Here is a 24,798-nt window from a genome sequence, read left to right on the forward strand (position 1 = left end):
GGGTTATCCTGAGAAAAGGATAACCCATTTTTGTTATGCGTTTGTTTTTAAAAGGGAACGAGCATCTTTCGCTGCTTGAACCATATGTTCTAAAGCTGGAATAACTTCTTCTGTTCTTCTCGTTTTTAAACCACAATCAGGATTAATCCAGAAATATTTAGGATCGCATACTTCTAAAGATTGTTCTACGATTTTATACATTTCATCTTTACTCGGTACACGTGGGCTATGAATATCATATACACCTAGACCGATGCCTTTTTCATATGTTGTATGTTTTAACGTATCAATAAATTCTCCGTGACTTCTTGATGTTTCGATAGAAATTACATCTGCATCTAATGCGCGAATCGCGTCAACAATATCTTCGAAGTTACTGTAACACATATGAGTATGAATTTGTGTTTCATTTGCTACAGAAGAAGTTGCTAAAAGGAAGGATTGTACTGCCCATGTAATATAAGCATCCCAATCTTTTTCTTTTAGTGGCATTCCTTCACGAAGTGCTGGCTCATCGACTTGGATTACTCTAATTCCGGAAGATTCAAGTAGTTCAATTTCGTGACGAAGAGCTAGTGCAATTTGATACGAAACTTCTTTTCTTGGAATGTCATTTCGAACGAAGGACCAATTTAAAATCGTAACAGGTCCAGTTAACATTCCTTTTACAACTTTCTCCGTTAAGCTTTGTGCATAAACTGTTTCCTTAATAGTCATGCCGTTAATAAAGGCTACATCACCATAAATAACAGGTGGTTTTACGCAGCGGGAACCGTATGATTGTACCCAACCGTTTTTAGTGAATGAGAAACCAGCAAGGCGCTCACCAAAATATTCGACCATGTCAGTTCTTTCAAATTCACCATGTACAAGGACATCAAGCCCAATTTCTTCTTGGTAACGAATCCATTTTTCTGTCTCTTTTTCAATAAATTGTTCATATTGTTCATTTGAAATAACACCGTTACGCCATTCTTTTCGCGTTTGACGAACTTCAGTTGTTTGCGGGAAGCTACCAATAGTCGTTGTTGGTAATAGCGGTAACTCCAGGGCAACTTGTTGTAATTCGTATCGTTTTTCAAATGGAAGAGGGCGTGAAAAATCTTCTTCTTTTAGTGCTGTTCGTGCTGCTTTGACATCTTCTCGGTTACGTGCAGCAGATGAGCGAATTGTATGATGTACGTTTCGATATGTTTCCAGCTCAGTACTAATGCTTTCTGTACCTTGAGTGAGAGCGGAATGAATAAGAACTAACTCTTCTAATTTTTGATTTGCAAATGCTAATGCATCAAATAGCTCAGTCGATAAGTGAGTTTCTTCTGTTTTATCGATCGGTGTATGCAATAAGCTACAAGAAGGCTGAACGATGAAATCTTTCGTTTGGACTTGTTTTTGTAACGTTGTAAATAACTCAAGAACTTCATCAAGGTCAGCTCTCCAAATGTTACGGCCATCTATACAACCGACAGCTAAAGTTTTATCAGCTGGGAATCCATATTTTGAAATAGCATTTAAATTACCTTCTTTACCATGAATGAAATCTAATCCAATACCGGATACCGGGAATGTAATAATTTCTTCATAGTTTTCTTCCACGCTATCAAAATACGTTTGTAAAAGAAGAGTCGCATTTGGAACTTCTTTACGAATAGCTTCATAAATTTCTTTTGCTTGTTGAACTTCTTCTTTCGTTAAAGAAGCGAAAATTGGTTCATCAACTTGAATGGCTTGTGCACCAGCTGCATGTAGTTCTGAAAGCAGTTGTACGTAAGGTGCAACTAACTGTTTTAAAATGGAAGGGAATTGTTCTTGTGTATAGCCTTTAGCTAATTTTAAGAAAGTATATGGACCTAAAATAACAGGCTTTCCATCTACTCCTAATTCTTGTTTTGCCTCTTCGTATAAGCGAAGTGGACGATTATCTTTTAAAGAGATTTGTAATCCCTCTTCATATTCAGGAACGATATAGTGATAGTTTGTGTTAAACCATTTTGTCATTTCGGAAGCTACGTGATTTTTAGAGCCACGCGCCATTGCGAAATATACATCAAGGTAAGATGTAAACTCAGAAAAACGTGATGGGATAAATCCTAGCATATAGGCAGTATCCAAAACGTGATCATAATATGTAAAGTCGCCAATTGGAATGAGTTCAATCCCTTTTTCTTGCTGTACTTTTACGTGTTGAAGGCGAATTTCTTTCATTGTTGTTAAAAATTGTTCTTCATCAATTTTATTGGACCAAAAAGCTTCCAATGTTTTTTTCCACTCTCGTTGTAGTCCGATACGTGGATAACCTAAGTTACTTGTTTGAATTGCCATTTTAAATTCCTCCCTAATTGAAAGTAAGCATTTCCGTTTACTAGGAAATACCTATAACAAAAAGTGCAAAGACATAGAAAATAAGCCTTCCTTTTTGTTTTAACACCTCATCATCATCCGTGAATCTATCAGTGTTGTTAAAACAGGCAGGTCTCCTGACTTATGCTTCATATAATTTCTTTCACCTTCCCGTTTTCACAGTGGCACCAAAAAGAAATCTCAGCATTTACAGTGGCGGGACCGTGTTGGAGTTTCACCAAGCTTCCCTTTTAAACACGAAACGAAATGTTCGTGTACCTATTTTCCTTTTGAAAGGAATTTAACAAGCGATATGATATTGAAACAAATTCTAACACAATTTTTGGAATTTTGTCTACTGTTTTAAAATAAGAAAATTCCAAAGTTTTTATTTCTTATTATTCTGACTTTTCATTCTGAAGTAACTAATAATATTACAGTATAAAAAGAGAAATTGAGCTATGAAAGAAGTAGGGATGTCTTCTTTCATAGCTCAATTTTCATCTATAGCAACTTCTGAAAGTCGGCCTGCTATAGCATCTTGAAGGAGGGTGTTTAGCCATTGTAATTCAACTGTAATATGCTCAATTACACTTTGCAAAATATATAGTTGTGCACGTGGAACCTTTCCTTTATTACAATCATATATCGTTTGCATAGTATGTAAATATTGAAGAGTATCGTTTTTCTTTTTTTCTAAAATAGGAACTAATTCGTGATCATTGCTAAAGTGAGCGAAAGATAGGGCTGAATAAATAGGTTTATATATTTGGTTTTTTGCTTCGAATTGTTTTAATAGTAAAGTGTGGAATAGTTTTTTGCCTTCTTCTGTTATATGAAAAATCGTTTTGTCAGGTCGGTTTGTGTCTCTAATTACATTTGTAATGTGAATTGCGCCTTGCTTTTCTAATTGCTCGAAAGCGTAATAAAGTGATCCTTTAGCATATTTAATATAACAATCCATTTGTCGTTCTTTCATAATATGCTGCACTTCATATGGATGTTTATCTCCTTCGAGTAGCAAGCCGAGAATGACTAATTTCATGCTCATGCTGTCTCAACTCCTGTATATAAAAACTTTATACATATTATAAACGGCATATCCTTTTTCATAAAGGGATATGCCGCTTCTTTTTTATATTAACTGACTTGCTTTTGTTTTTCTTTCTTTTTAGGGCCTGTAAAGAGGCGTTCATTTCCCATTAGTAAAATACAAATAACACTTAGTACAGCCGGGATGAGTGCCCAGAAGAATGTGTTCGCAATAGATGTAGCGAGAGCTTCTTTAATACCCGCTAATATTTCAACAGGAATTTTTGCGGTAGCGCCTGGTGATAATAAGAAACTTGTGTCTCCGCCTTTTGGAGCTAATTTTGCTAGTTCAGGGGGGAACACAGAGTTTAGTTTATCTGTAAAAATATGATTTTGAATTGTACCGAAAATCGTTACACCAAGAGTCATACCGAGTGATCGGAAGAATGAGTTTGTTGATGTCGCCGAACCGCGGTCTCGCATTTCTAACTTGTGAATAGAAGACATACTTAATACTGAGAATGAGAAGCCAACACCAAGCCCAGCGAGAATCATAAATAGTGTTACGAGTAAACGAGGTGTGTCCATTGTTAAAGTACTTAATGAATAAATACCAAGAACGAAGAAGACACCAGATACCATCATAATGTTACGATAGCTTGTTCGAGAAGCTAATTGTCCTCCTGTTTGACTTCCAATTACAGAACCAACCATCATTGGTGTTAAAATTAATCCAGCATTAGAGGCCGAACCTCCAAGAACACCTTGAATGAAGATTGGAATATAAACTGTACAGATAATAAAAGCAGCACCATAGAAAAAGGCAACTCCTTGACTAGCTGCGAATAAAGGTTTTTTAAATAGATGGAACGAAATAATAGGCTCGGTTGCTTTTCTTTCTACAAAGAAGAAAATAATAAGCGCAATAACTACTGTTGTAAATAAGCCAATAATTACAGTGGAATTCCAGGCATATTCCTTACCACCAAGTTCTAATGCGAACATTAAGCAAACGATACTTATGACAAGTGTAATAGCACCAGCCCAATCAATTTTTTGTTTTCTAAATTCTAGAGACTCACTGTAGTATTTAGTAATGAAGAAAAAGGAGATAAGTCCTAATGGAATATTGATATAGAAGACCCAATGCCAACTTATATAGTCTGTAATATAAGCACCTAATAAAGGACCGAATACACTAGATGTCCCGAAAACAGCACCGAATAGCCCTGTCATCTTCCCGCGTTTTTCTGGTGGGAAGATATCATACATAATTGTAAAGGCGATAGGCATAAGGGCACCACCACCGATACCTTGAATAGCTCTATAAATACTTAATTGCTCAATACTTGAAGCTGTTCCGCAAAGCGCAGAACCGAATAAGAAAAGAATGAGGCCCCCAATATAAAAACGTTTCCGCCCGTACATATCAGAAAGTTTCCCAAAGATAGGCATCCCTGCCATTGTTGCTACCATATAAGCTGATGTGACCCAAACAAACTTATCAAAGCCTCCTAGGTCTCCAACGATTGTTGCCATTGCGGTTGCAACGATTGTATTATCCATTGCGGCCATTAATATACCAAGCAGCAAACCAGCAACAACAAATTTTGTCTTGTTGGTGTCTTTTTTTAATGGTTGAGTTTCCAAATATAACCCTCCTTTAGAAATAAGTAAACTATATTAAGTTTTGAGTGCAGTGGATAAAAAATTTTAATGTATAGTTGATTTTAATTTCTTTTCCATAAGTGCACTAATATGCCATAAAGAATATTATAGTCAAATTTGACTATAAGGCAAATTTTTTCTTCCGTCAAAATATTCTTTCATATGAGTAGAGAACGAGTGAGCGATACGAATATTGCTATAAAGGAAATGAAGTAAATTGTAAAAAAATTTCATAAAGAACACCTTCTGTTAATAGATGAAAAATGGTTTTTTCTTCATATTGTCGAATAGGATAAAAGGAAGAGAAATATTAAACATTACTTGTAGCAAGCTTTAGTAAGTTGGGGAATTCATTGTGTGTATGGTACATCTGAAATGAGGTGAATATATATTATGAAAATATGGGGACGAATTTCGGATACAGGAAAGTATTCAATACCGCTACAACCAGTATTGTGGATTGACGGATCGAAAAAGGAAAATGAATTTCCTCAAGTAGCCGTTACATTGCAAATTGGTAGTATGTATACAGAACAATTTTCGTATGAATTGACCTACGATGTAAACGACATACTTATTATGCGAATTGAAGTGGAAAATAAAGGGGTAGAAATGATTTCGAGAGTTGTTGTAAGTCATATGATTCGAGATTACTTTGCTTATATTCCTAATTCTTTAAAAGTTGATAAGGGGATAAGTGAGTTTTTATTCCAGCTTGTAAGGTGGCGAATTGATGATTTGTTACCAAATGAAAAGGTGGAACTACGTTGCAAAATAAAAGCTAATAAAGATAAAGCTCTTAAACAAGCATTCTTTCAGGCTACATATACATTTCAAGATAAAGAGATATCATATGGTCCACTGCAAACAAATGAAGTTGTTGTGCGGCAATGATAAAAAGGAACCTGTACAAAAGGTTCCTTTTTTAGTGAAGGTTGTGTTTTTTGAGTATTTTCTTTTGCTCTATTCCTTTTTTTCCTACATAGTTATTTTTGTAGCCAAAGTATAGAATAAATAAAAATGAAACAACATTAACAATAGCGTCGATTTGATCGTTTGTAATAAAGTGTATGCCGAAAGAGGTAAATAATAATTTTAATGATAATAGAAAACCCGCTAGTAAACGCATAGCATCTGATAGATTCTCTTTTTGTAGCATATAGATTACTCCTTTCTATAAAAGTTATATATTATATATATGAAATAGAGTAGGAAAGGTATACAAGCTTAAGCAGAAATGTACATTGCATATGTACATTTTTTATTTTGTAGAAAAACATTATTGATATAGAAACATATATTGGTATAAAAGGGGGAGAAGTATGAAACATAAAGGGAAAATTAGTGGATTATTACTTGGAAATACAGTGGCAGTTACAGAATGGATTGCACTTCAGGATATAATTGCAAAACTGGATTCACGATCATTTTATACCGTCTTTATTATTTATATATTGCAAATGATACTAAGTTATTATTTTGGACATTGGTACGATAAAAGAGCGAACAAGCGTATGAATGTGGAAGGAGGAGGAATGGCAAGCAACGATTTTGTTGTTGATTTTTTTGGGAAAGTAGCCGCTTTATCTGAAAGAGATTCCCGTAATATTACGGTTTACATTCTTTCTGTAAAAGAATGGGAAGGATTAAAAGACACGTTGCAAGAAAAAAAATTGGGAGTGTTAGTACAAAAATTAGAGAGTACCATTGTAAAGACAATTCGGAAGGGAGATGTTGTTACGAAGTGGGATGAAAATAAGTATGTTATTGTAGCAATTGATAATGGTCATGAAACATCAACAATAACAAACAGATTAATGAAAAATATTGAAAGTGAAATAGAAGGTGATTTACTCAGTGTCACTCTTTTATTTGGAGCAGCTAGCTATCCAGTAGAAGGAAAAACGTTTGAAGAACTGTTGAGAAAGTCGCAAAATCAATTGTATCAGTATAGAAATTTGCAAGAAAATGAGTGAAGCTTTGATTTGAAGATATATGATAGGAAGAAGTTTTATTTGTAACATTTTTTTGACTTTTATTACAAAAAACGTTGCGTTTGTAATAAAAGTCTTTAAAAATATATTAAATAAGCATATAATTATGATGGTAGTGCCAATACAATTTGCACAATGTGTTTTATTTTAAAAGTGTAGAGGAAAGCAAGCTCTACACTTTTCCTTTTTAGGAAATGAAAAGAATATTTGTAAGTTGTTGCGAGATATCGATTGTACTGTGTAAAATGAACAAAGAGATTATTTGATAGAAAGCTGGAAAGGGAATGATAGACGTGAGAGCGGAACGATCACCTTTTATCAGGTGAACTATTATAGTCTTATTAAGACTGAGGTGAAATTCTGTGGCCATTAAGGTAATACATAGTGTGAACAGGTTTAAAAAAAAACGAAGAACTATACTTAAAGATGGATATGGAACTGCTAAATACTTCAAAAAGAATAATGTAATATTAAGTAATAATTCGTACAAACAATATTAATGATCTTCGTAAAAAAGATGCGAGTGTATAGAACAATTACATATTTTATAACTTTTTTATATTACACGATGGTCGTTTATAAATAGGAGGAAGAGATGTTGAAATATAGTAAATTAGCAATTATAACTGCATTATCAATGACTTTATTAGCCGGTTGTTTTGGACCGAAACCAGAAGAAGAATTATATGTAGCGTTTGAAAACGCTGCTAAACAAGAAAAAACAATGTTTGAAGATGCAAAAAAACTTGAGGCTTTAGAGAAAGAAGGACAAGAATTATATAACCAGATTGTGCAAGAAGGAAAAGATAATAATCAAACTGTTAAAGAAAAATTGAATCAAGCAGCAAAGAATACAACTGAACGAGAAAAAGTACTTACAAAAGAAAAAGAGGCTTTAAATAAAGCGCAAGAAGAAGTGAAGTCAGCTGATAAGTATGTGAAGAAAATTGAAGATAATAAGTTGAAAGATCAAGCTGATAAAGTGAAAAGCACCTATGAGAAACGACACGATTCATTTAATAAAATGTATGACAGCTATAATAAATCTTTAAAACAAGAAAAAGAGTTATACACAATGTTACAAGATAAAGGTACTAAATTAAAAGATATTAGTGAAAAAGTAAAAGTAGTAAATCAATCTTATAAGGATATTGAGTCAGAAAAAGATAAATTTAATGAATTCACAAAGTCTTATAATACAGAAAAAGTAGCTTTTTATAAACAAGCAAATATTAAAATTAAAGAAGAGAAAAAATAAAACAGTTTGGCCTACACTTGGCCAAACTGTTTTATTTTTTTGTATAAGTACGACTATACCATGGAACAGGTTCACTTAATTTTTTTTCTTGTTTCAATGCTTCAGGACCAATATAATCTTGAAGTGTTTTTTTTGCTACTGTTAAAGATAAGGTTGTTTTCGGATTTCGATAGGAGGATTCAAGATGACCAAGATGCGGTAGAATTCGAAAATCTTCTTTCGTAGGAGGGATGTGGAAAAAATAATCGCCTAAACGTATAAGGACATCAGATTGTTGTTGGCTAAAACGTGGGTTTCTAGAAAAATGTAATCCTTCTTTAATTGCTTTTTTTTCAGCAATCAAACGTTCTAAAGCTGTCTTTTTTAACCAGTATAAATATTTAGGATTAGTAGCTGCTTTAGCATGACGATTCACAACGAAAATAGATTGAGCTAGTCGATTAATAGAATGTTGGTTTTGTAATTGAGATTGTGGTTGTGAAGGTTTCATATTGAATCTCCTTTCAATTTTTCATTATTATACCATAAATAAAAGAGGTTTTTATTATATGCAAAAAGTGATTGTATATATTTTCAATATTAAAGCAATATTGTTACAAAAAACAACTATTTTGTATAATAGTAATAGAATATGTTTTTGAAATTTGATAATGAAAGAGTGAGAAGTTTGAAAGAAATATTAAAACAACAGTATGCCATTATAGATATTGGATCTAATACAATGCGTTTAGTTATTTATGAAAAGCAAAATGGAGGTTTTTATAAAGAGATTGAAAATACGAAAGTGGTTGCTAGGTTAAGGAATTACTTAATTGATGGTGTGTTGAATGAAGAGGGACTAGAAGTATTATTACAGACATTATTTCAATTTCAAGAAAGTACAAGGTTCCATCAGTTGCATCATGTACTTTGTGTTGCAACAGCAACAATTAGACAGTCTGAGAATCAAGAGGAAATTAAAAAGCTTATTGAAGGACAAACGGACTTTACTCTTAGAGTATTATCAGAGTATGAGGAAGCGCGTTACGGATACTTGGCGGTTATGAATTCTACATCGTTTTCAGAAGGAATAACGGTAGATATTGGTGGGGGAAGTACGGAAGTTACATACTTTAGAAATAGAGAGATTTTAGAGTACCATAGTTTTCCTTTTGGGGCACTTTCTTTAAAGCAACAATTTATTAAAGGTGATATTCCTACTAAAGATGAGTTAGAGGGAATGCGAAAGTATTTAGAGTTTCAATTTCGAACGTTACCATGGTTAATCAATAAGAAATTGCCTCTTATTGCAATTGGTGGTAGTGCTAGGAACTTAGTAAAAATCCATCAAAATTTAATATGTTATCCTATAGCAGGATTACATTTATACAAGATGAAAGAAGAAGATATTGAAACTGTAAAAGATGAATTGGAAAAATTGTCGTTCATAGAACTTCAGAAATTGGAAGGATTAGCAAAAGATCGAGCAGATACGATTATTCCAGCGGTTGAAGTATTTCATACACTTGTTCATGTTATAGAGGCACCGGCATTTGTATTAAGTAGAAAAGGGTTAAGAGAAGGTGTTTTCTATGAAGAGTTGACAAAAGATTTGGGGATTTCATATTATCCGAACGTAGTTGAAGAAAGTTTGCATTTACTATCACATGAATACGAAATGGACATGGAATTTGTTATTCAACTTATTAAACATGGAAGACTAATTTGCAAACAACTTGAGGAAATAGGGCTTATTTCTATGTCAGTAAAAGACTGGGAAGTGTTCCATCAAGCAGCGAAAGTATTTAATATAGGCAAATATATAGACGAAGAAGCGAGCCGTTTACATACGTTTTATTTATTAGCGAATAAGACAATTGATGGCATGATGCATAAAGATCGAGTAAGGCTAGCGCTTATTGCATCGTATAAATCAAAAATGTTATTTAAACAACATTTATCTCCATTTGAAGGTTGGTTTGATAAAAGCGAACAAAAAAAAATCCGCCTGTTAGGAGCTGTTTTACAATTTTCAGCTACTTTAAATGTAAGGCAACGATCGCTTATTGATACCATATCTATAACAGAAAACGAAGAAGGATTAACGTTTAAAGCTTTATGTGAACAATCGGCATTAGCGGAAAAAGTGCAAGCTGAAAAGCAAAAAAAACAGTTAGAAAGAGTATTAAAAACGAATATTAACTTGTTATTTGAACTAAAACATTAGGTTGTACGGATGTCTTTACAAAAAATTTACACTTTATAATATTGTAATTTGCTAAAATAAAAGTAACTAAATTATAGTAAAAAAGTTTCAAGGGGAAGTGTGAAGAGAATGGAATTATTGAAGGGGAATGCAGTAAATTTAAATGATACAGCTTATTACAATAATCGAGAGTTAAGTTGGTTAGCATTTAATGAACGTGTCTTACAAGAAGCGCAAGATGCAAATAATCCACTTTTGGAAAGATTGAAATTTATTAGTATTTTTAGTTCGAATTTAGATGAATTTTTTATGGTACGTGTAGCGGGATTAAAGGATCAAGTGAGTGCTGGATTTAACCAACCAGAAAATAAAGCTGGCTTAACACCAAAAAAGCAATTAAATAAAATTGCGATAAAAGCCCATGCACTAATGACAGTACAATATGATACATTTAAAAATTATGTATTACCAGCGCTTGAGTTAGAGGGAATTGAACGTTTAACATTCAATGATTTGACGAAAGAGCAGCGAGAATTTATAGAAGAGTATTTTGATGAGCAAATTTTTCCGGTGTTAACTCCTGTAGCTATTGATGCATATCGCCCATTTCCAATGTTATTAAACAAAAGTTTGAATTTGGCTACTCTTTTATATGATGAGAAGCAAGCGGAAGAAGAAAACAGGACGAAATTAGGAATTGTGCAAGTTCCTTCATTACTTGAGCGCTTCATAATTTTACCGAGCGAAGGGCAAAAGCATAAATTTATTTTATTAGAAGACGTAATTAGTAGCTTTACTCATAAATTATTTACGGGATATACAGTATCATCTGTTACTCGTTTCCGTATTACACGCAATGCAGATTTAACGATTCATGAAGAAGGTGCGAGAGATTTATTAAAGGTAATTGAAAAAGAATTAAAAAAGCGTAAGTGGGGGGCTGCTGTTCGTTTAGAGGTTGGGAAAGAACACATTGATGAAAGAGTATTAGCGTTATTATATGAGGTTCTGGAAGTAAAAGATGAAGATGTATATATAATGGATGGTCCATTAGATTTAACATGTTTGTTTTCTTTATATAAAAAACTAGCTCCTTTATATGAACATCTTGTATATCCAGCTCTTATTCCGCAACCGCCTCAAGATTTAGGTGATGAAGAAGATGTATTTGAAAAAGCAATTGAGCATGATATTTTATTACATCATCCTTTTGAATCCTTTCAGCCGGTAGTTGATTTTGTTCGTGATGCGGCAGACGATCCGAATGTACTTGCGATTAAACAAACGTTATATCGTGTAAGTGGTGATTCACCGATTATTCAGGCGTTAAAGATAGCGGCTGAAAAGGGAAAACAAGTGACGGTATTGGTTGAATTAAAGGCAAGGTTTGATGAAGAAAACAATGTTCATTGGGCTAAAGAATTAGAACAGGCAGGCTGTCATGTTATTTACGGTGTAAGTCACTTGAAAACACATAGTAAAATTACGTTAGTTGTAAGAAGAAAAAACGGAAAAATTGAAAGGTTCGTACATCTTGGAACTGGAAACTATAATGATGCAACAGCGAAGTTATATACTGATTTTGGATATATTACATCAAGAAAAGACTTTGGTGTTGATGCAACCAATTTCTTTAATTATTTAAGTGGTTATACAACAAAGCCACATTTTCATCATTTATCGGTTGCTCCATTTGATATAAGAGAGCAATTTATGGATTTAATAGATGAAGAAATCCGTTATCATAGGCAATATGGAAATGGATATATTATCGCTAAGATGAATTCATTAACAGATAAACCATTAATTAAAAAAATGTACGAAGCATCACAAGCTGGAGTAAAGGTAGAGCTCATTGTTCGAGGAACATGCTGCCTACGACCTGGTATTCCAAATGTAAGTGAAAATATTCGTGTAGTTAGTGTTGTTGGAAGATATTTAGAACATAGCCGTATTTATTATTTCCATCATAATGGGGAGGAGAAAATATATTTATCTTCAGCTGATTGGATGACGCGAAATATGGAGAAGCGAGTGGAAATATCTTTCCCGATATTAGATATTGAAATGAAGGCACGAATTAAGGCGATTTTACAGCTTACATTAGCTGATAATGTGAAAACACGTGAACAAAATAAAGATGGTGATTACTATTATGTTATTAATGGTAGTACAGAAGAAATTGATAGCCAAGTGAAGTTGTTTAAGATGGCATATCAAAATACAGACGCTGAATAATGAAAAAAGTAAAAACCTCTTATGTCCATAAGAGGTTTTTACTTTTTTCTACTCATATGCTCCCAAAATGGAAGGCTGAGTAGAAACAATAGTTTTATTATAAGCGTGTAATGAGGTGGTTCGTTGAGAGAATAACATTTGAAAGAATTGTTATTTTAACTTAGTAATAGTATGGTTGTTGACAGGGTCCACCGTAACAAGGATAAGGTGCTGGCGGCGGGAAAGGTGGTGGATAAGGTGGATAAAACGGTCGAGGGCCGAAAGCTAATGCTCCGCCGAGCAATCCACCAGCAATTCCAGCTAGAAAGGGAACGCCAAAAAACGGAAAGAAGCGTGAGTCGCCTACTGGACCAATAGGTGCTGAACGGACTGGGATTGGTTGATAATATGGATACATGAACATACCTCCTTTATTGGACTCACTTTCATCATATGGTAAATGAAACATGGATGAGCGCGTACAAGAAAGGATATGCAAGAAAATAGGCGAATTATTACGAATGTTGAAGTATAAAAAGTGTAATTTCAGGTTTTGACATAAAACGGAATGGGACACGTGTTCTTCCGAGGCCTCGATTGACATAGAGAGTTAAATCCTGAATTGTATAGAAGCCTTCAATATAGTCTTTGGCGAGTGATGGTGTAATAATAGGTCCTAAAAAAGGAATTTGTACTTGTCCGCCGTGACTATGACCAGAAAGTTGCAAGTTGATTGGATATTTAGAAACTTTGGGCGCGATATCTGGTTCGTGAACAAGAACAATGTTATAAGTACTTTGCCGTGCATGCTCTAATGTTTTCTCTATTTTTGGTCTGCCTAGTAGTATATCATCGAGACCGAAAATAGAAATTTCACTATTATCCATTAAACGAATTCTTTTTTCACTATTTAGCAATAGTTCAAATCCAGATTCACGCATGATGTGCTCATAGTATTCAGTTCCATATCCACCGTGATCATGGTTACCATAAATAGCGAATTTACCGAAGGGCGCTTGTATATTTTTTAAAATGGATGCAACGAAAGGAGTGTCAGTATACGTTTGATAATTATCAATGAGATCTCCGGTAAAAAGGACAATATCTGGATTTACAGCATTAATTTTAGAAACAACTTTAGATAAATGTTGAAGCGAGAAATAGTATCCGAGATGTAAATCGCTGAATTGAAGAATTTTTATACCATGAAAACTTTTTGGGATGAGTTGTGATTTTAATGTGTGCTGTGTAAAAGAAATGAAATGGGGCTCTATATATTTAGCATAGTAGTATCCGATGCTACTGGTTATAAATGAATAGAGACAAGTACGCATACCAATTTTTAAAAAATTTCTTCTTGTAATGTGCTTCATAAAAATATGAGTATACCTCAATGTTTTTATTCCATTTATAGGCTACTCAAATCTCCTTTCAGTTTATTTAAAATATACTTTACATAATAAAAAAGTAGTATAGATTACGAAAAAAAATGAATAAAAAGAAAGTTCTTTACGTTAAAATATCAGAAAAGTTTAAAAATATAAAGATTTCTATTAAATAAAGTGATAAAATGAATGTGTATTCATTTTTTGGAGGGGATGTATGTGAAAGAAAAGGTAGTTATTATAACAGGTGGATCGAGTGGAATGGGAAAAGGAATGGCGACTCGTTTTGCAAAAGAAGGGGCACGAGTTGTTATTACCGGACGTACAAAGGAAAAACTAGAGGAAACAAAGTTGGAAATTGAACAATTTCCAGGGCAAGTATTACCTGTACAAATGGATGTAAGAAATACGGATGACATTCAGAAAATGATTGAACAGATTGATGAGAAGTTTGGTAGAATTGATGTTTTAATAAATAATGCAGCTGGAAACTTTATTTGTCCAGCAGAAGATTTATCCGTGAATGGTTGGAATTCAGTCATTAATATTGTATTAAACGGTACATTTTACTGTAGCCATGCTGTCGGAAAATATTGGATTGAAAAAGGTATAAAAGGGAATATCATTAACATGGTAGCAACGTATGCATGGGATGCAGGTCCAGGAGTGATTCATTCGGCTGCAGCGAAGGCAGGGGTATTAGCGATGACGAAGACGCTCGCTGTTGAGTGGGGGCGTAAATATGGAATACGAGTTAACGCTATCGCGCCAGGACCAATTGAACGTACGGGCGGTGCTGATAAATTATGGATTTCAGAAGAAATGGCTAAGCGTACGATACAAAGTGTTCCGCTTGGAAGGCTGGGTACGCCAGAAGAAATCGCTGGTCTAGCTTATTATTTATGTTCAGATGAAGCTGCGTACATAAATGGAACTTGCATGACAATGGATGGAGGACAACATTTACATCAATATCCATTTTAAAAGGGATAAAAAAATGAATGTTTGATTCATTTTTTATGGTTAAATGTGACGGAATTGTGACATATGAAAGAAAAGTGTTTACAAGAGGTCATATATACGTTATATTTAAGACCTCTTTTTTCTTCATAGTAGAATTGCTAATTCCCCTTAGCATTTTACCCCTCTAATCCCTTCAGGAAAACTGAAGGGATTTTTTATTATTTTTCCGTAAATATCATGTTATAATTTTTGAAAAGTAAAGGGAGGGAAGCACGTTGATAGATGCATTAGATGTAATGAGTAACTTGGATAAAGTCCTTCCTTATTATCAAGCTATTTTTAGTGCTGATGAGCATACTGTAATTGGATACGAAGTAGTAGGACGTATTCAAACAGAAGAGGGCATACAAAGTTTAGCTTCTTTCTTTCACGATGATTCGATTCCAAGTGAATTTCAACTGGAAGCGGATAATATTATAGTAGAAAAAGCTTTAAATCGTTATTTAGAAAGCGATCAAAAATTATTATTATTTATACATCGGAATGCTAATGTATTAATGAATGATGATGATGAAAGCTTGCTTCAACTTTTATTGAGGTATGAAGAACAAGGTTTAAATTTAAAACAAATTGTTTTAGAGATTACAGAGCATGAATGTAAAGAAGATATAGAGCAATTTAATCATTTGCTTATGTATTATCGTACATATGGTATTCAAATTTCGATTAATAAAGTCGGAACGGGCACAAGTAATTTAGAGCGTATTAGCGTGTTAGCACCTGATATTTTAAAAGTAGATTTAACGAACTTAAGGCAAACAGCACTTTTACAATCTTATCAAGATATTTTATATTCTTTATCATTACTTGCTAGAAGAATTGGTGCAACTTTATTATATGAAGAAATAGATGCTTTTTATCAACTACAATATGCTTGGAAGAACGGCGGAAGATATTATCAAGGTAATTATTTAAAAGAATGTTTACCTGATTTTATTGAAACGAATGTTTTGAAAGAGCGACTAGGTAATGAATGTCATCAGTTTATTCAGCATGAAAAGAAGAAGTTACAAAAAATTTATAATTTAACAGAGATGTTACGCGATCGCATTGGCGATGTTTTATCAAAACAAAAAAAGAATGAAGATATAAATGATTGGTTATTACAATTTAGTCAAAGTGTATCACAGTGTAGTTTTCGTATATTTATTTGTAATGAAGATGGTTTCCAACAATCAGGAAATGTTATGAAAAAAGATGGAGAATGGATTGTGATGCCGGATTATTATATGAAGAACTGGAGCTGGCGCCCGTATTTTCTCGAGAATATAATGAAAATGCGTTTTGAGAATAAGGCGAGGCTTTCAGATTTATATGCAGATATTGAAACGGGAGAAATGGTACGAACATTTTCTTTCCCGATTGATGATGACAACTTTTTATTTATAGATTTATCTTATGAATATTTATATGAAGAAGATGTTTTATTTTAATGCACGAAGAGATTCGTGCATTTTTTGTTTGTTTTTATCATAAATTGGTAATAGTGAAAATGGTGATGAAAATGCTGTCTATCGTTGTAAAGATTTTACGAACGAAATCTGTCCTTTCTTTGCATAATCATTGTTACAATGAATACTACAAAGACAAGTTCTTTTAAAAGGAAGGTGAAAAAATGAGGAAATATGGAATATGGCTTGTTCTATTTGTATGTGTTGCCTTTCTAGTTGGTTATAGTGTTACGACTGTTTTAGGGAAAGAGGAAGTGGAAGTGGATCGGAAAGAAGTATTTACAACGATACAAAAAGGCTATGAAACCCAGTTTTCAATTCGTGGGAAGCATTTGCCGATGAATAAGATGATAGAGACGTTATCACCGTATTTTACAGATAATTTCCTTCAAGTATTTACAGATGAAAATAGCAGAAGTGATAAACAAAGTGGTGAATATTTACTTCCGGCAAAAGAAGCGCCGTTTTCTTTTAATTCAGAAACGAAAATGTCGTATGATCAAGAGCATAAAAATTTATATGTATATGAGCGGACAAAAAGTGGACAATATCAAATTGTAACATTGAAAAGGGATCAAGATAAATGGAAGTTAGCAGGATATCATGAAAGTCAGGAACTTTTAACTGAAATAAAAAGGTTGCAACAATTATAAAGTGAAACTTTTAATTAGTGGGTGGGAGTTTTACTACCTACAAATAGCGGGATAAGAATAGGAATAGGTATTTACCTATTCCTATTCTATATTGAGTAGTTGTTGTAACTTTTCAATTTGAAAACCTGCAACTACTTCGCCATCAATTACGACTGTTGGAGTTGAATAGGAATCATAGTCGTTTAAAAGACGGTTGCGAGCAGCAGCGTCTTTTTTTACGTCAAATTCTTCATATGCAACGTTATTATGCTTCAAAAATTCTTTCACAATAACACATGGCGGACAATCGGGTTGTGTATAAACCTCAATTTTTTTCATTGTAATTCCTCCCTTTTTCTGTTTTTTATTATATTCTTCCAGTATAAAAACCGCAATAAAGAAGGGGAAATATGTTCTTTCTGTTTTTTCCTTCGCATTTCGACAAATTTTAGTTGAGTTTCTGGCTAATAACCTTTATCCTAGAGTGTGGAACATTTTTTCTGTTATGACGGATAGAATGAGTATAGCTGTAAAACCTATTGGTAGGAAGATCAGAGAAAGGAGAGATTTCATGTCTCTACTCCAAGGAATTTTAACTCGACTTGTTAGTCTACAAGAACAAGCTGAAAGCGGTGAAGTAGCACAACGCTATTTTGAAGTGAACGGTGAGCGCAAATGTAGCGTGAAATTTTTCGATAAAAGTGAAATGTATGAGTTAGAAGTGTATCAACAAGGTGAAAAACCTCAAGTATATCAATTCGATAATATCGACATGGTTGCAATTGAGATTTACGATATCATTTCTTGATACATATAAAAAAGGTACTGCCACATGGCAGTACCTTTTTTAGTTCTATTACTTTCTAGCATAATGTATAGAAGTTTTTTATTTTTCCTACAATGGTATTAAAATGAAAATTTAATCCGTGCAAGTTTGCTTATCCATGTGGATAATTAGTCCCGTCAACCGGGTGAATATGTGAAGCTAAACTTCTCACTATCGCTGGGTTTTGCAAATAGCGGGAGAAATATAACTAGGAGGTTATCGTATGGAACGTTTACCAGTTGTGATTTGTCCTAATTGTCAAAGTTCTGCTGAGATTATTCATGTATTAACGGCTCAATCTAATCAAAATGTAATTTATACGTGCCAAGTTTGTCACTTTGTAATTCGAAATATTGAAACGAATAAAGGATAGGAAGTTATAATTTTAGTTTTTGTCCCATACAATGAGAATACGAAAAGTCTGTCTAATTGAAAGGACGTGACTCTGTGGACGGTGCACATAAATTTTACAATGTTTCAGAGAGACATTTAAATTTTGATATGGTCTTTAACCGTATTTGTAGTTTCATTGAAAAGGATCCGCGAAATTTGTATCGATTATCCATTGGGACAGACTCGCAAGCGCATCAAAAGGATACGAGGTTTATTACAGCAATCCATATTCATCGTGTTGGAAAAGGTGCCTGGGGTTGTTTACACCATAGATCAGTAAAAGATAAGCCAGCGACCTTACGTGAGAAAATATATTTAGAAACGCAGTTTAGTCAAGAAATCGCATGTCTATTTACGCCTACTCATATACAAACAATATGGGAGTTATTGCATCCTTATGCTCAAGATGGGGCTGGATTCATAATGGAAATTCATTTAGACATTGGGAATGATGGTTTAACAAGAGAATTTATTTTAGATATGACAGAAAAAATTCGAGCGATGGGATTAACTGCAAAAATTAAGCCGGATGCTTATGCGGCGTTTAGTTATGCAAATCGATATACGAAATGATTTTTTATATGTTTATAATTGCTACATATCTTTTGGTAAAAACTGAATATTACATCTATTAAATAGGTTAAATTTTTTATATAATAAGAGTGAGTAACGATGCGAGTGTAAGGAGAGGGGTATATGCAAAGGGAAGTTGTTTTAACGAAGGAAGAAGAAAGTTTACTACTAGATATTTTATTTCAGCAAAATTATGCAAGTGAAATTTTAGCTGTGGAACTTACGGACATTGAGAATGGTTTGAAGCAGACAGATGTGATGCAATATAAAAAAATCACAAGGTTATTTTACAGATTAAAAAATAAAGGGTATTAAGCGCTACCGGAATGGTAGTCTTTTTTTTGTGCTGTATGCTAAAATAGCTGTGTGATTGTATTTTTATTGAAATAAATTTAGGACAAAATAATAATATGAAAACGCTGTCATAAAATGTGAATAGAGTTATGAACATAAGCAGGAAAAAGGGAAAATGGGGGATGTAATATGATTAGTATTCCGAAAGACGAATTTCAACAAATTCTTGTGAAGGATTTAATGATTTCATCGGAAAAAGTAGCTCATGTCCAAATTGGAAATGGTTTAGAACATGCTTTACTCGTTCTTGTGAAATCTGGATATTCGGCGATACCTGTCTTAGATCCAATGTATAAATTACATGGTTTGATTAGTACGGCCATGATATTAGATGGTATGTTAGGATTAGAACGTATTGAGTTTGAAAGACTTGATGATATGAAAGTAGAGCAGGTGATGAAGGAAGATATACCTTTTCTTAAATTAGAAGATTCATTTGCAAAAGCTTTAGAAATGACAATTGATCATCCTTTTATTTGCGCTGTTAATGAAGAAGGCTATTTTGAGGGGATTTTAACACGTCGGGCTATTTTAAAATTGTTGAATAAGAAAGTAAGGCAACATAATCGATAACGTGAGAAAAGTGACTTCATAGAAACGAAGAAGTCACTTTTTTTTCGTGCATATCACTTGTGTATGTATTATATTAAAAAAGACATAAAACATAAGGGAAGTTTGCGCTGAAAAATTGTATTTTCTGAATGAAAGCTTAATGGAATAAGGTGTATGGAAGCTAAGGAAAGAGGGAGAAAGTTGCAAATTGATGATTTTCAAATGATGGTTGTGTTAGCTCAGGAATCAAATATGAGAAAAGCGGCGGAACGTTTATTTGTTTCCCAACCTGCGCTGAGTCAACGATTACAATCTATGGAGAAACAATGGGGAATGAAGTTTTTTATTCGCTCACAAAAAGGATTGACAATTACACCTGAAGGGGAAAAAGTTGCAAATTATGCCAAAGAAATGTTGCAAAAGGAAGAGGATATAAAAAGTGAGCTAGCTGTTTTTAGAACGGAAACTCATGGAACTTTAAAAATAGCTGTTGCATCAGTTATTGGTCAATATTGGCTCCCTCCTGTTTTGAAAAAGTTTGTGCATAAATATCCTTCTGTAAAGATATCGCTGTTTACTGGATGGAGTAGTGAAGTGCAAAAGCAGTTTTATGAAGGAGACGTTCATGTTGCTATACTGAGGGGAACACAAGAATATAAAGGTCAAAAGCAACAATTATTTGAAGATGAACTGTATTTAGTTGATAAAGAAATAAAAGATATTTCGATGCTAAAAGAAACAAATAGACCGTTCATTCAATTTAAAAGTGACTCAACTTATTATGGACAAATTCAAAATTGGTGGTATGGTTTATTTTCTAATCCGCCTAAGCGAACGATTGTAGTTGACCAAATTGAAACATGCAAACAACTTGTTTTAAATGGTATAGGTTACGCCCTTTTACCTTCTACTGTTTTAAAGGAAGTACAGGAAAATATGTATAAAACACCTGTTCAACTGACGAGAGAAACATGGTTGTTAACAAGTGACTCGGCAAGACAGTTGAAGCAAGTACAAGCATTTTTAGAAATTATAGAAGAAATTCAAAGGGAAAAATAAGATTATTATCTTGCTACTCGCTCTTTCGTTTGGTAGAGTAACATTATAAATGGATTTAGGAGGCAACAAGAATGAAAATGATGGACGCTAACGAAATTATTTCGTTTATTCAAAAAAGTGAAAAGAAAACTCCTGTAAAGGTATACATAAAAGGGGATTTAAAAGAAGTAACATTCCCTGAAACAGTACAAGCATTTGTGAATAAAAAATCAGGTGTATTATTCGGAGAATGGTCTGAAATTAAGACAATTCTTGATGAGAATAATAAGCACATCGTTGACTACGTTGTAGAAAACGATCGTCGTAATTCTGCAATTCCAATGCTTGATTTAAAAGGTATTAAAGCTCGCATCGAGCCAGGTGCTATTATTCGTGACCATGTTGAAATTGGTGACAACGCTGTAATTATGATGAATGCAACAATTAACATTGGTGCTGTAATTGGTGAAGGTTCTATGATCGACATGAACGCAGTACTTGGTGGACGTGCAACAGTCGGTAAAAACTGTCACGTAGGTGCAGGTGCTGTACTTGCAGGTGTTATTGAGCCACCTTCTGCAAAACCAGTTATCGTTGAAGATGATGTAGTAATCGGTGCAAACGTAGTTGTTTTAGAGGGTGTTACAGTAGGTAAAGGTGCAGTTGTAGCAGCGGGAGCTGTTGTAACAGAAGATGTGCCTCCATACACAGTTGTTGCAGGTACTCCAGCACGAGTAATTAAAGAAATTGATGAGAAGACAAAAGCAAAAACAGAAATTAAACAAGAGCTTCGTCAATTAAACCCAGAGAAATAAAAAGCAAAAAAAGCGTAAGAGCGTAAATGGGCTCTTACGCTTTTTATAGATAGAGGTGCAAAAATGACAGTAAGCAAATTTGTCCAAATTCGTAGAGATCTACATAGAATTCCAGAAATTGGATTTAAGGAATGGAAAACACAACAGTATATTTTAGATTATATAGGAACACTTTCTCATGAATTTGTGGAAATGAAGACATGGAAAACGGGTGTAATCGTTAAAGTAAATGGAAAAAATCCAGAAAAAATAATAGGTTATCGTGCAGATATAGATGGTCTGCCAATTACAGAGGAAACTGGATATGAGTTTGCTTCTATTCATGAAGGAATGATGCATGCATGTGGCCACGATGTACATACAACAATCGGTTTAGGCCTTCTAACGAAAGCTGTGAGCGAAAGAATAGATGATGACCTTGTATTTCTATTCCAGCCAGCAGAAGAAGGACCAGGCGGTGCTCTTCCTATGTTAGAAAGTGAAGAGTTAAAAGAATGGAAACCAAATATAATTCTTGGTCTTCATATTGCACCAGAATACGCTGTAGGGACAATTGCAACGAAAGAAGGACTGTTATTTGCTAATACTTCAGAATTATATATTGATTTAAGAGGGAAAGGTGGCCATGCTGCCTATCCGCATACTGCAAATGATATGATTGTTGCAGCGAGTCATCTTGTTACACAGCTTCAATCCGTTATTAGTCGCAATGTAAATCCTCTTGATAGTGCAGTAATTACAATCGGGAAAATTACAGGTGGTACGGTTCAAAATATTATTGCAGAAAAATCTCGTTTAGAAGGAACGATTCGAACATTATCAGTGGAATCAATGAAGCGTGTGAAAAGCAGAATTGAGGCAATTGTTGCAGGTATCGAAGCTTCTTTCCAGTGTGAGGCGATTATAGATTACGGAGCAATGTATCATCAAGTATATAACCATGAAGAGTTAACAAGAGAGTTTATGCAATTTGTACATAAACAAACAGATATGAATGTTATTACATGTACTGAGGCAATGACAGGTGAAGATTTTGGTTATATGCTTCGAGAAATCCCTGGATTTATGTTTTGGCTTGGAGTAAATTCAGAATATGGTTTACATCATGCGAAATTAAAACCAGACGAAGAAGTGATTGAAAAGGCAATTACATTTTTAAGCCAATATGTAAAGTGGAAAGGGAATAGAAAATAAAACTTCCGCTTTATTGAAGGTTCCAAAAAACTTTTTGTTATGAGGTGTAAGTAACGCTCGTATAGATTGATTTTAGACATTTACATACAAATGAAAGAATAAAGTTAATTGGACTGTTTTAATAATGAGCAGGGGGTTTTTAGCCACTGCTCATTATTAATTATTTGACTAACTTATATATGTTTACTTTTAGTATGAAAAGTGTGTAAAATCAATGTGAAACATAGAAAAAAGGGTGGGGAATTACGTGCAAATTAGCAGTGCGATTTTATGTTTCGTCTTATATGCGTATGTTATTATTGCGGCGGTTTATTTTGGGATAAGTTTTTATGCCTATCGTTTAGTAGATAATAATGAATATGACGAAACATACAAATGGGTGAAGAGATATTTATCACCTGTACTAGAAATTATGAATGGGTTTGTGCTCTTTTTATTTATTGGATTAATTGCTTTCTCAACGAGTTTAGTAGGGAATAAAACTACGTTATTTGTATTGGGTATCATTATTTTTATGTTGTTAGGAATAAGGATTGGTAATACGGTCTTTTGGAATGAAAGAAAAGTAGATGGTTGGACGGGAATGTTAATTCCATGCATGTTAGCTGCAATCGTGACAAATATAGAACATGAATATTATCAATTACATTTTTGGCTTATTATCGTTTTAACAATTCTTTCTGTTTTGTATATAAGCACAGTAGTACTAACTTATATTGCACATGAAAAAGGAGATGTTAAAGGCACTTGTTTCTTTAGAGGACGGGCATTATTTTGGAGTGTGCCGACGATGGCAGTTATCGCGCTTATTGCGATATTAGTAAATGGATATCAATTTTCTAGTTGGCAACTATTTTTAGAAAATTGGTGGATCTTTATCTTTTCGTTTATTGCTTTTTTAGGTGCAACGCATTATTTATTCCATCAACATCATTACATATGGGCGTTGTTATTTGCATTCATACAGCTTCTATTTGCCTTTTTTGGTCAAGAAACATTATTATTCGTTTTTGAAACATTTAGTTCGTTTGGAAATATATTTGTATTTGCTATGTTACTTGTTGGTATCGCTTTTTACTTGCAACAATATTTTTATATACAAAAACAAAAATAAGAGCTAATTACAGTTTTTGTGACGCATATAAAATGTGTTACACTGAAAATAAATAGTACTTGAAGTTATTGGAGGAATTCCTGTGGGTGAGAAAGAAAAAGAATTTGCTGTCATTGGACTTGGTCGCTTTGGTGGAAGTATTTGCCGAGAACTAGCTCAATTAGGTATGGAAGTAATGGCAATCGACTCAGATGAGGATAAAATTAATGAATTTGCAAATATAGCTTCGCATGCTGTAATTGCAGATTCAACAGATGAGATGGTATTAAAAAGCCTTGGTATTCGAAATTTTGATCACGTAGTCGTTGCTATTGGAGATAATTTAAATTCAAGTATTCTAACTACTTTGATTTTGAAAGAATTGGGTGTAAAAAATATTACTGTAAAAGCTCAAAATGATTATCATGAAAAAGTGTTAAGTAAAATAGGTGCAGATCATATTGTGCATCCAGAACGTGATATGGGAAAAAGGATTGCTAATAATATTGCATCAAGCAATGTGTTAGACTACCTTGAGCTTTCAGATGAGCATAGTATTGTAGAGATTATTGCGAATAAAAAAATTGATGGGCACTCTTTAATTGAATTAGATATTCGTGCGAAGTTTGGATTGAATATTGTAGCAATTAAACGAGGTAAAGAAGTTATCGTATCCCCTCGGGCTACGGAGAATATTCAAGCAGGAGATATATTAATTGTCATTGGTCATGACGATGAAGTGGATCGATTTAAACACTTTTTAAGATAAGAGAAA

The 24,798-nt window shown here is 33.6% G+C and carries 26 protein-coding genes and 1 riboswitch; of the genes, 18 read left to right on the forward strand and 8 right to left on the reverse strand.

Annotated elements, in window-relative coordinates:
- Positions 1-33: 33 nt before the first annotated feature.
- The 3 genes from metE to H6481_RS02175 all read right to left on the reverse strand — a co-directional run bounded on the left by metE (position 34) and on the right by H6481_RS02175 (position 5,022).
- Positions 34-2,322, reverse strand: coding sequence for a 5-methyltetrahydropteroyltriglutamate--homocysteine S-methyltransferase (gene metE / locus H6481_RS02165; RefSeq protein WP_065229302.1), 2,289 nt, complete (start codon positions 2,320-2,322; stop codon positions 34-36).
- A 127-nt stretch (positions 2,323-2,449) separates the two neighbouring features.
- A riboswitch (cobalamin riboswitch) is annotated at positions 2,450-2,638 on the reverse strand.
- Positions 2,639-2,833: 195 nt separating this feature from the next.
- Entirely contained in the window at positions 2,834-3,391 is a 558-nt protein-coding gene (locus H6481_RS02170) for a PadR family transcriptional regulator (protein ID WP_182810989.1), read from the reverse strand.
- An 89-nt stretch (positions 3,392-3,480) separates the two neighbouring features.
- A complete protein-coding gene (locus H6481_RS02175; protein ID WP_023522937.1) occupies positions 3,481-5,022 on the reverse strand; it encodes an MDR family MFS transporter in 1,542 nt (513 codons plus the stop codon).
- A gap of 411 nt (positions 5,023-5,433) precedes the next feature.
- Between H6481_RS02175 and H6481_RS02180 the strand changes: the two genes are divergently transcribed.
- Positions 5,434-5,934, forward strand: a complete 501-nt coding sequence (locus H6481_RS02180; protein ID WP_000708119.1) for a hypothetical protein — start codon at positions 5,434-5,436, stop codon at positions 5,932-5,934.
- Positions 5,935-5,965: 31 nt separating this feature from the next.
- Here the strand turns inward: H6481_RS02180 and H6481_RS02185 are convergent, their stop codons facing one another.
- Complete coding sequence (locus H6481_RS02185; RefSeq protein WP_000939446.1) at positions 5,966-6,199, reverse strand: SPP1 phage holin family protein; 234 nt, start codon at positions 6,197-6,199, stop codon at positions 5,966-5,968.
- Positions 6,200-6,362: 163 nt separating this feature from the next.
- Between H6481_RS02185 and H6481_RS02190 the strand changes: the two genes are divergently transcribed.
- Entirely contained in the window at positions 6,363-7,016 is a 654-nt protein-coding gene (locus H6481_RS02190; protein ID WP_023522935.1) for a diguanylate cyclase, read from the forward strand.
- A gap of 613 nt (positions 7,017-7,629) precedes the next feature.
- Complete coding sequence (locus tag H6481_RS02195; protein WP_000922465.1) at positions 7,630-8,292, forward strand: YkyA family protein; 663 nt, start codon at positions 7,630-7,632, stop codon at positions 8,290-8,292.
- 31 nt (positions 8,293-8,323) lie between these two features.
- On the opposite strand, the gene H6481_RS02200 is transcribed toward H6481_RS02195, so the two are convergent.
- Positions 8,324-8,782, reverse strand: a complete 459-nt coding sequence (locus H6481_RS02200) for a YkyB family protein (RefSeq protein ID WP_000804864.1) — start codon at positions 8,780-8,782, stop codon at positions 8,324-8,326.
- Positions 8,783-8,923: 141 nt separating this feature from the next.
- Here H6481_RS02200 and H6481_RS02205 point away from each other — a divergent pair, with 141 nt between their 5' ends.
- Positions 8,924-10,498, forward strand: coding sequence for a Ppx/GppA family phosphatase (locus H6481_RS02205; RefSeq protein ID WP_142338409.1), 1,575 nt, complete (start codon positions 8,924-8,926; stop codon positions 10,496-10,498).
- 108 nt (positions 10,499-10,606) lie between these two features.
- Positions 10,607-12,715 carry a polyphosphate kinase gene (locus H6481_RS02210; RefSeq protein ID WP_053563730.1) on the forward strand — a complete coding sequence of 703 codons (2,109 nt, stop codon included), beginning with the start codon at positions 10,607-10,609 and terminating at the stop codon, positions 12,713-12,715.
- A gap of 160 nt (positions 12,716-12,875) precedes the next feature.
- On the opposite strand, the gene H6481_RS02215 is transcribed toward H6481_RS02210, so the two are convergent.
- Complete coding sequence (locus tag H6481_RS02215) at positions 12,876-13,112, reverse strand: hypothetical protein (RefSeq protein ID WP_000283738.1); 237 nt, start codon at positions 13,110-13,112, stop codon at positions 12,876-12,878.
- Between the two features lie 97 nt (positions 13,113-13,209).
- Positions 13,210-14,067 (reverse strand): metallophosphoesterase, encoded by an 858-nt coding sequence (locus H6481_RS02220; RefSeq protein WP_063549364.1) that lies wholly within the window; start codon positions 14,065-14,067, stop codon positions 13,210-13,212.
- 231 nt (positions 14,068-14,298) lie between these two features.
- On the opposite strand from H6481_RS02220, the gene fadH reads away from it, so the two are divergent.
- The 3 genes from fadH to H6481_RS02235 all read left to right on the forward strand — a co-directional run bounded on the left by fadH (position 14,299) and on the right by H6481_RS02235 (position 17,206).
- Positions 14,299-15,063, forward strand: coding sequence for a 2,4-dienoyl-CoA reductase (gene fadH, locus H6481_RS02225; protein WP_000660913.1), 765 nt, complete (start codon positions 14,299-14,301; stop codon positions 15,061-15,063).
- 254 nt (positions 15,064-15,317) lie between these two features.
- The gene (locus H6481_RS02230) at positions 15,318-16,535 is read left to right on the forward strand and encodes an EAL-associated domain-containing protein (RefSeq protein WP_000564306.1); all 1,218 of its coding nucleotides are present in this window, start codon (positions 15,318-15,320) and stop codon (positions 16,533-16,535) included.
- A gap of 182 nt (positions 16,536-16,717) precedes the next feature.
- A complete protein-coding gene (locus tag H6481_RS02235) occupies positions 16,718-17,206 on the forward strand; it encodes a DUF3993 domain-containing protein (protein WP_001233805.1) in 489 nt (162 codons plus the stop codon).
- Positions 17,207-17,287: 81 nt separating this feature from the next.
- Here H6481_RS02235 and H6481_RS02240 read toward each other — a convergent pair whose 3' ends face one another.
- Positions 17,288-17,524 carry a glutaredoxin family protein gene (locus tag H6481_RS02240; protein ID WP_000717873.1) on the reverse strand — a complete coding sequence of 79 codons (237 nt, stop codon included), beginning with the start codon at positions 17,522-17,524 and terminating at the stop codon, positions 17,288-17,290.
- A 232-nt stretch (positions 17,525-17,756) separates the two neighbouring features.
- Here H6481_RS02240 and H6481_RS02245 point away from each other — a divergent pair, with 232 nt between their 5' ends.
- The 10 genes from H6481_RS02245 (at position 17,757) to H6481_RS02290 (ending at position 24,792) form a co-directional block, all read left to right on the forward strand.
- A complete protein-coding gene (locus tag H6481_RS02245) occupies positions 17,757-17,993 on the forward strand; it encodes a YkuJ family protein (RefSeq protein WP_000055151.1) in 237 nt (78 codons plus the stop codon).
- Between the two features lie 241 nt (positions 17,994-18,234).
- Entirely contained in the window at positions 18,235-18,384 is a 150-nt protein-coding gene (locus tag H6481_RS02250; protein ID WP_000440540.1) for a hypothetical protein, read from the forward strand.
- A gap of 74 nt (positions 18,385-18,458) precedes the next feature.
- Positions 18,459-18,977, forward strand: a complete 519-nt coding sequence (locus tag H6481_RS02255; protein WP_000348490.1) for a ribonuclease H-like YkuK family protein — start codon at positions 18,459-18,461, stop codon at positions 18,975-18,977.
- A 123-nt stretch (positions 18,978-19,100) separates the two neighbouring features.
- The gene (gene abbA / locus H6481_RS02260) at positions 19,101-19,292 is read left to right on the forward strand and encodes an antirepressor AbbA (protein WP_001188692.1); all 192 of its coding nucleotides are present in this window, start codon (positions 19,101-19,103) and stop codon (positions 19,290-19,292) included.
- A 168-nt stretch (positions 19,293-19,460) separates the two neighbouring features.
- Positions 19,461-19,904 (forward strand): cyclic-di-AMP-binding protein CbpB, encoded by a 444-nt coding sequence (gene cbpB, locus H6481_RS02265; protein ID WP_000623573.1) that lies wholly within the window; start codon positions 19,461-19,463, stop codon positions 19,902-19,904.
- A gap of 153 nt (positions 19,905-20,057) precedes the next feature.
- Positions 20,058-20,942 (forward strand): LysR family transcriptional regulator, encoded by an 885-nt coding sequence (locus H6481_RS02270; protein ID WP_002094125.1) that lies wholly within the window; start codon positions 20,058-20,060, stop codon positions 20,940-20,942.
- Positions 20,943-21,013: 71 nt separating this feature from the next.
- Positions 21,014-21,736, forward strand: coding sequence for a 2,3,4,5-tetrahydropyridine-2,6-dicarboxylate N-acetyltransferase (gene dapD / locus H6481_RS02275; RefSeq protein WP_000783241.1), 723 nt, complete (start codon positions 21,014-21,016; stop codon positions 21,734-21,736).
- A gap of 63 nt (positions 21,737-21,799) precedes the next feature.
- Positions 21,800-22,930 (forward strand): N-acetyldiaminopimelate deacetylase, encoded by a 1,131-nt coding sequence (locus tag H6481_RS02280; RefSeq protein ID WP_182810991.1) that lies wholly within the window; start codon positions 21,800-21,802, stop codon positions 22,928-22,930.
- 247 nt (positions 22,931-23,177) lie between these two features.
- Positions 23,178-24,044 (forward strand): cytochrome d ubiquinol oxidase subunit II-related protein, encoded by an 867-nt coding sequence (locus tag H6481_RS02285; protein WP_023522927.1) that lies wholly within the window; start codon positions 23,178-23,180, stop codon positions 24,042-24,044.
- An 82-nt stretch (positions 24,045-24,126) separates the two neighbouring features.
- Entirely contained in the window at positions 24,127-24,792 is a 666-nt protein-coding gene (locus tag H6481_RS02290; RefSeq protein ID WP_000504032.1) for a TrkA family potassium uptake protein, read from the forward strand.
- Positions 24,793-24,798: the final 6 nt, after the last annotated feature.

It is taken from the genome of Bacillus sp. ME78 (genome assembly GCF_903970865.1).
Lineage (GTDB): Bacteria > Bacillota > Bacilli > Bacillales > Bacillaceae_G > Bacillus_A > Bacillus_A cereus.

Coding starts and splice junctions, on each gene's coding strand:
- metE (WP_065229302.1), bottom strand. CDS start 2,322: ATGGCAATTCAAACAAGTAACTTAGGTTATCCACGTATCGGACTACAA.
- H6481_RS02170 (WP_182810989.1), bottom strand. CDS start 3,391: ATGAGCATGAAATTAGTCATTCTCGGCTTGCTACTCGAAGGAGATAAA.
- H6481_RS02180 (WP_000708119.1), top strand. CDS start 5,434: ATGAAAATATGGGGACGAATTTCGGATACAGGAAAGTATTCAATACCG.
- H6481_RS02185 (WP_000939446.1), bottom strand. CDS start 6,199: ATGCTACAAAAAGAGAATCTATCAGATGCTATGCGTTTACTAGCGGGT.
- H6481_RS02190 (WP_023522935.1), top strand. CDS start 6,363: ATGAAACATAAAGGGAAAATTAGTGGATTATTACTTGGAAATACAGTG.
- H6481_RS02195 (WP_000922465.1), top strand. CDS start 7,630: ATGTTGAAATATAGTAAATTAGCAATTATAACTGCATTATCAATGACT.
- H6481_RS02200 (WP_000804864.1), bottom strand. CDS start 8,782: ATGAAACCTTCACAACCACAATCTCAATTACAAAACCAACATTCTATT.
- H6481_RS02205 (WP_142338409.1), top strand. CDS start 8,924: ATGTTTTTGAAATTTGATAATGAAAGAGTGAGAAGTTTGAAAGAAATA.
- H6481_RS02210 (WP_053563730.1), top strand. CDS start 10,607: ATGGAATTATTGAAGGGGAATGCAGTAAATTTAAATGATACAGCTTAT.
- H6481_RS02215 (WP_000283738.1), bottom strand. CDS start 13,112: ATGTATCCATATTATCAACCAATCCCAGTCCGTTCAGCACCTATTGGT.
- H6481_RS02220 (WP_063549364.1), bottom strand. CDS start 14,067: ATGAAGCACATTACAAGAAGAAATTTTTTAAAAATTGGTATGCGTACT.
- H6481_RS02235 (WP_001233805.1), top strand. CDS start 16,718: ATGAGGAAATATGGAATATGGCTTGTTCTATTTGTATGTGTTGCCTTT.
- H6481_RS02240 (WP_000717873.1), bottom strand. CDS start 17,524: ATGAAAAAAATTGAGGTTTATACACAACCCGATTGTCCGCCATGTGTT.
- H6481_RS02245 (WP_000055151.1), top strand. CDS start 17,757: ATGTCTCTACTCCAAGGAATTTTAACTCGACTTGTTAGTCTACAAGAA.
- H6481_RS02250 (WP_000440540.1), top strand. CDS start 18,235: ATGGAACGTTTACCAGTTGTGATTTGTCCTAATTGTCAAAGTTCTGCT.
- abbA (WP_001188692.1), top strand. CDS start 19,101: ATGCAAAGGGAAGTTGTTTTAACGAAGGAAGAAGAAAGTTTACTACTA.
- cbpB (WP_000623573.1), top strand. CDS start 19,461: ATGATTAGTATTCCGAAAGACGAATTTCAACAAATTCTTGTGAAGGAT.
- H6481_RS02270 (WP_002094125.1), top strand. CDS start 20,058: ATGGAAGCTAAGGAAAGAGGGAGAAAGTTGCAAATTGATGATTTTCAA.
- dapD (WP_000783241.1), top strand. CDS start 21,014: ATGAAAATGATGGACGCTAACGAAATTATTTCGTTTATTCAAAAAAGT.
- H6481_RS02280 (WP_182810991.1), top strand. CDS start 21,800: ATGACAGTAAGCAAATTTGTCCAAATTCGTAGAGATCTACATAGAATT.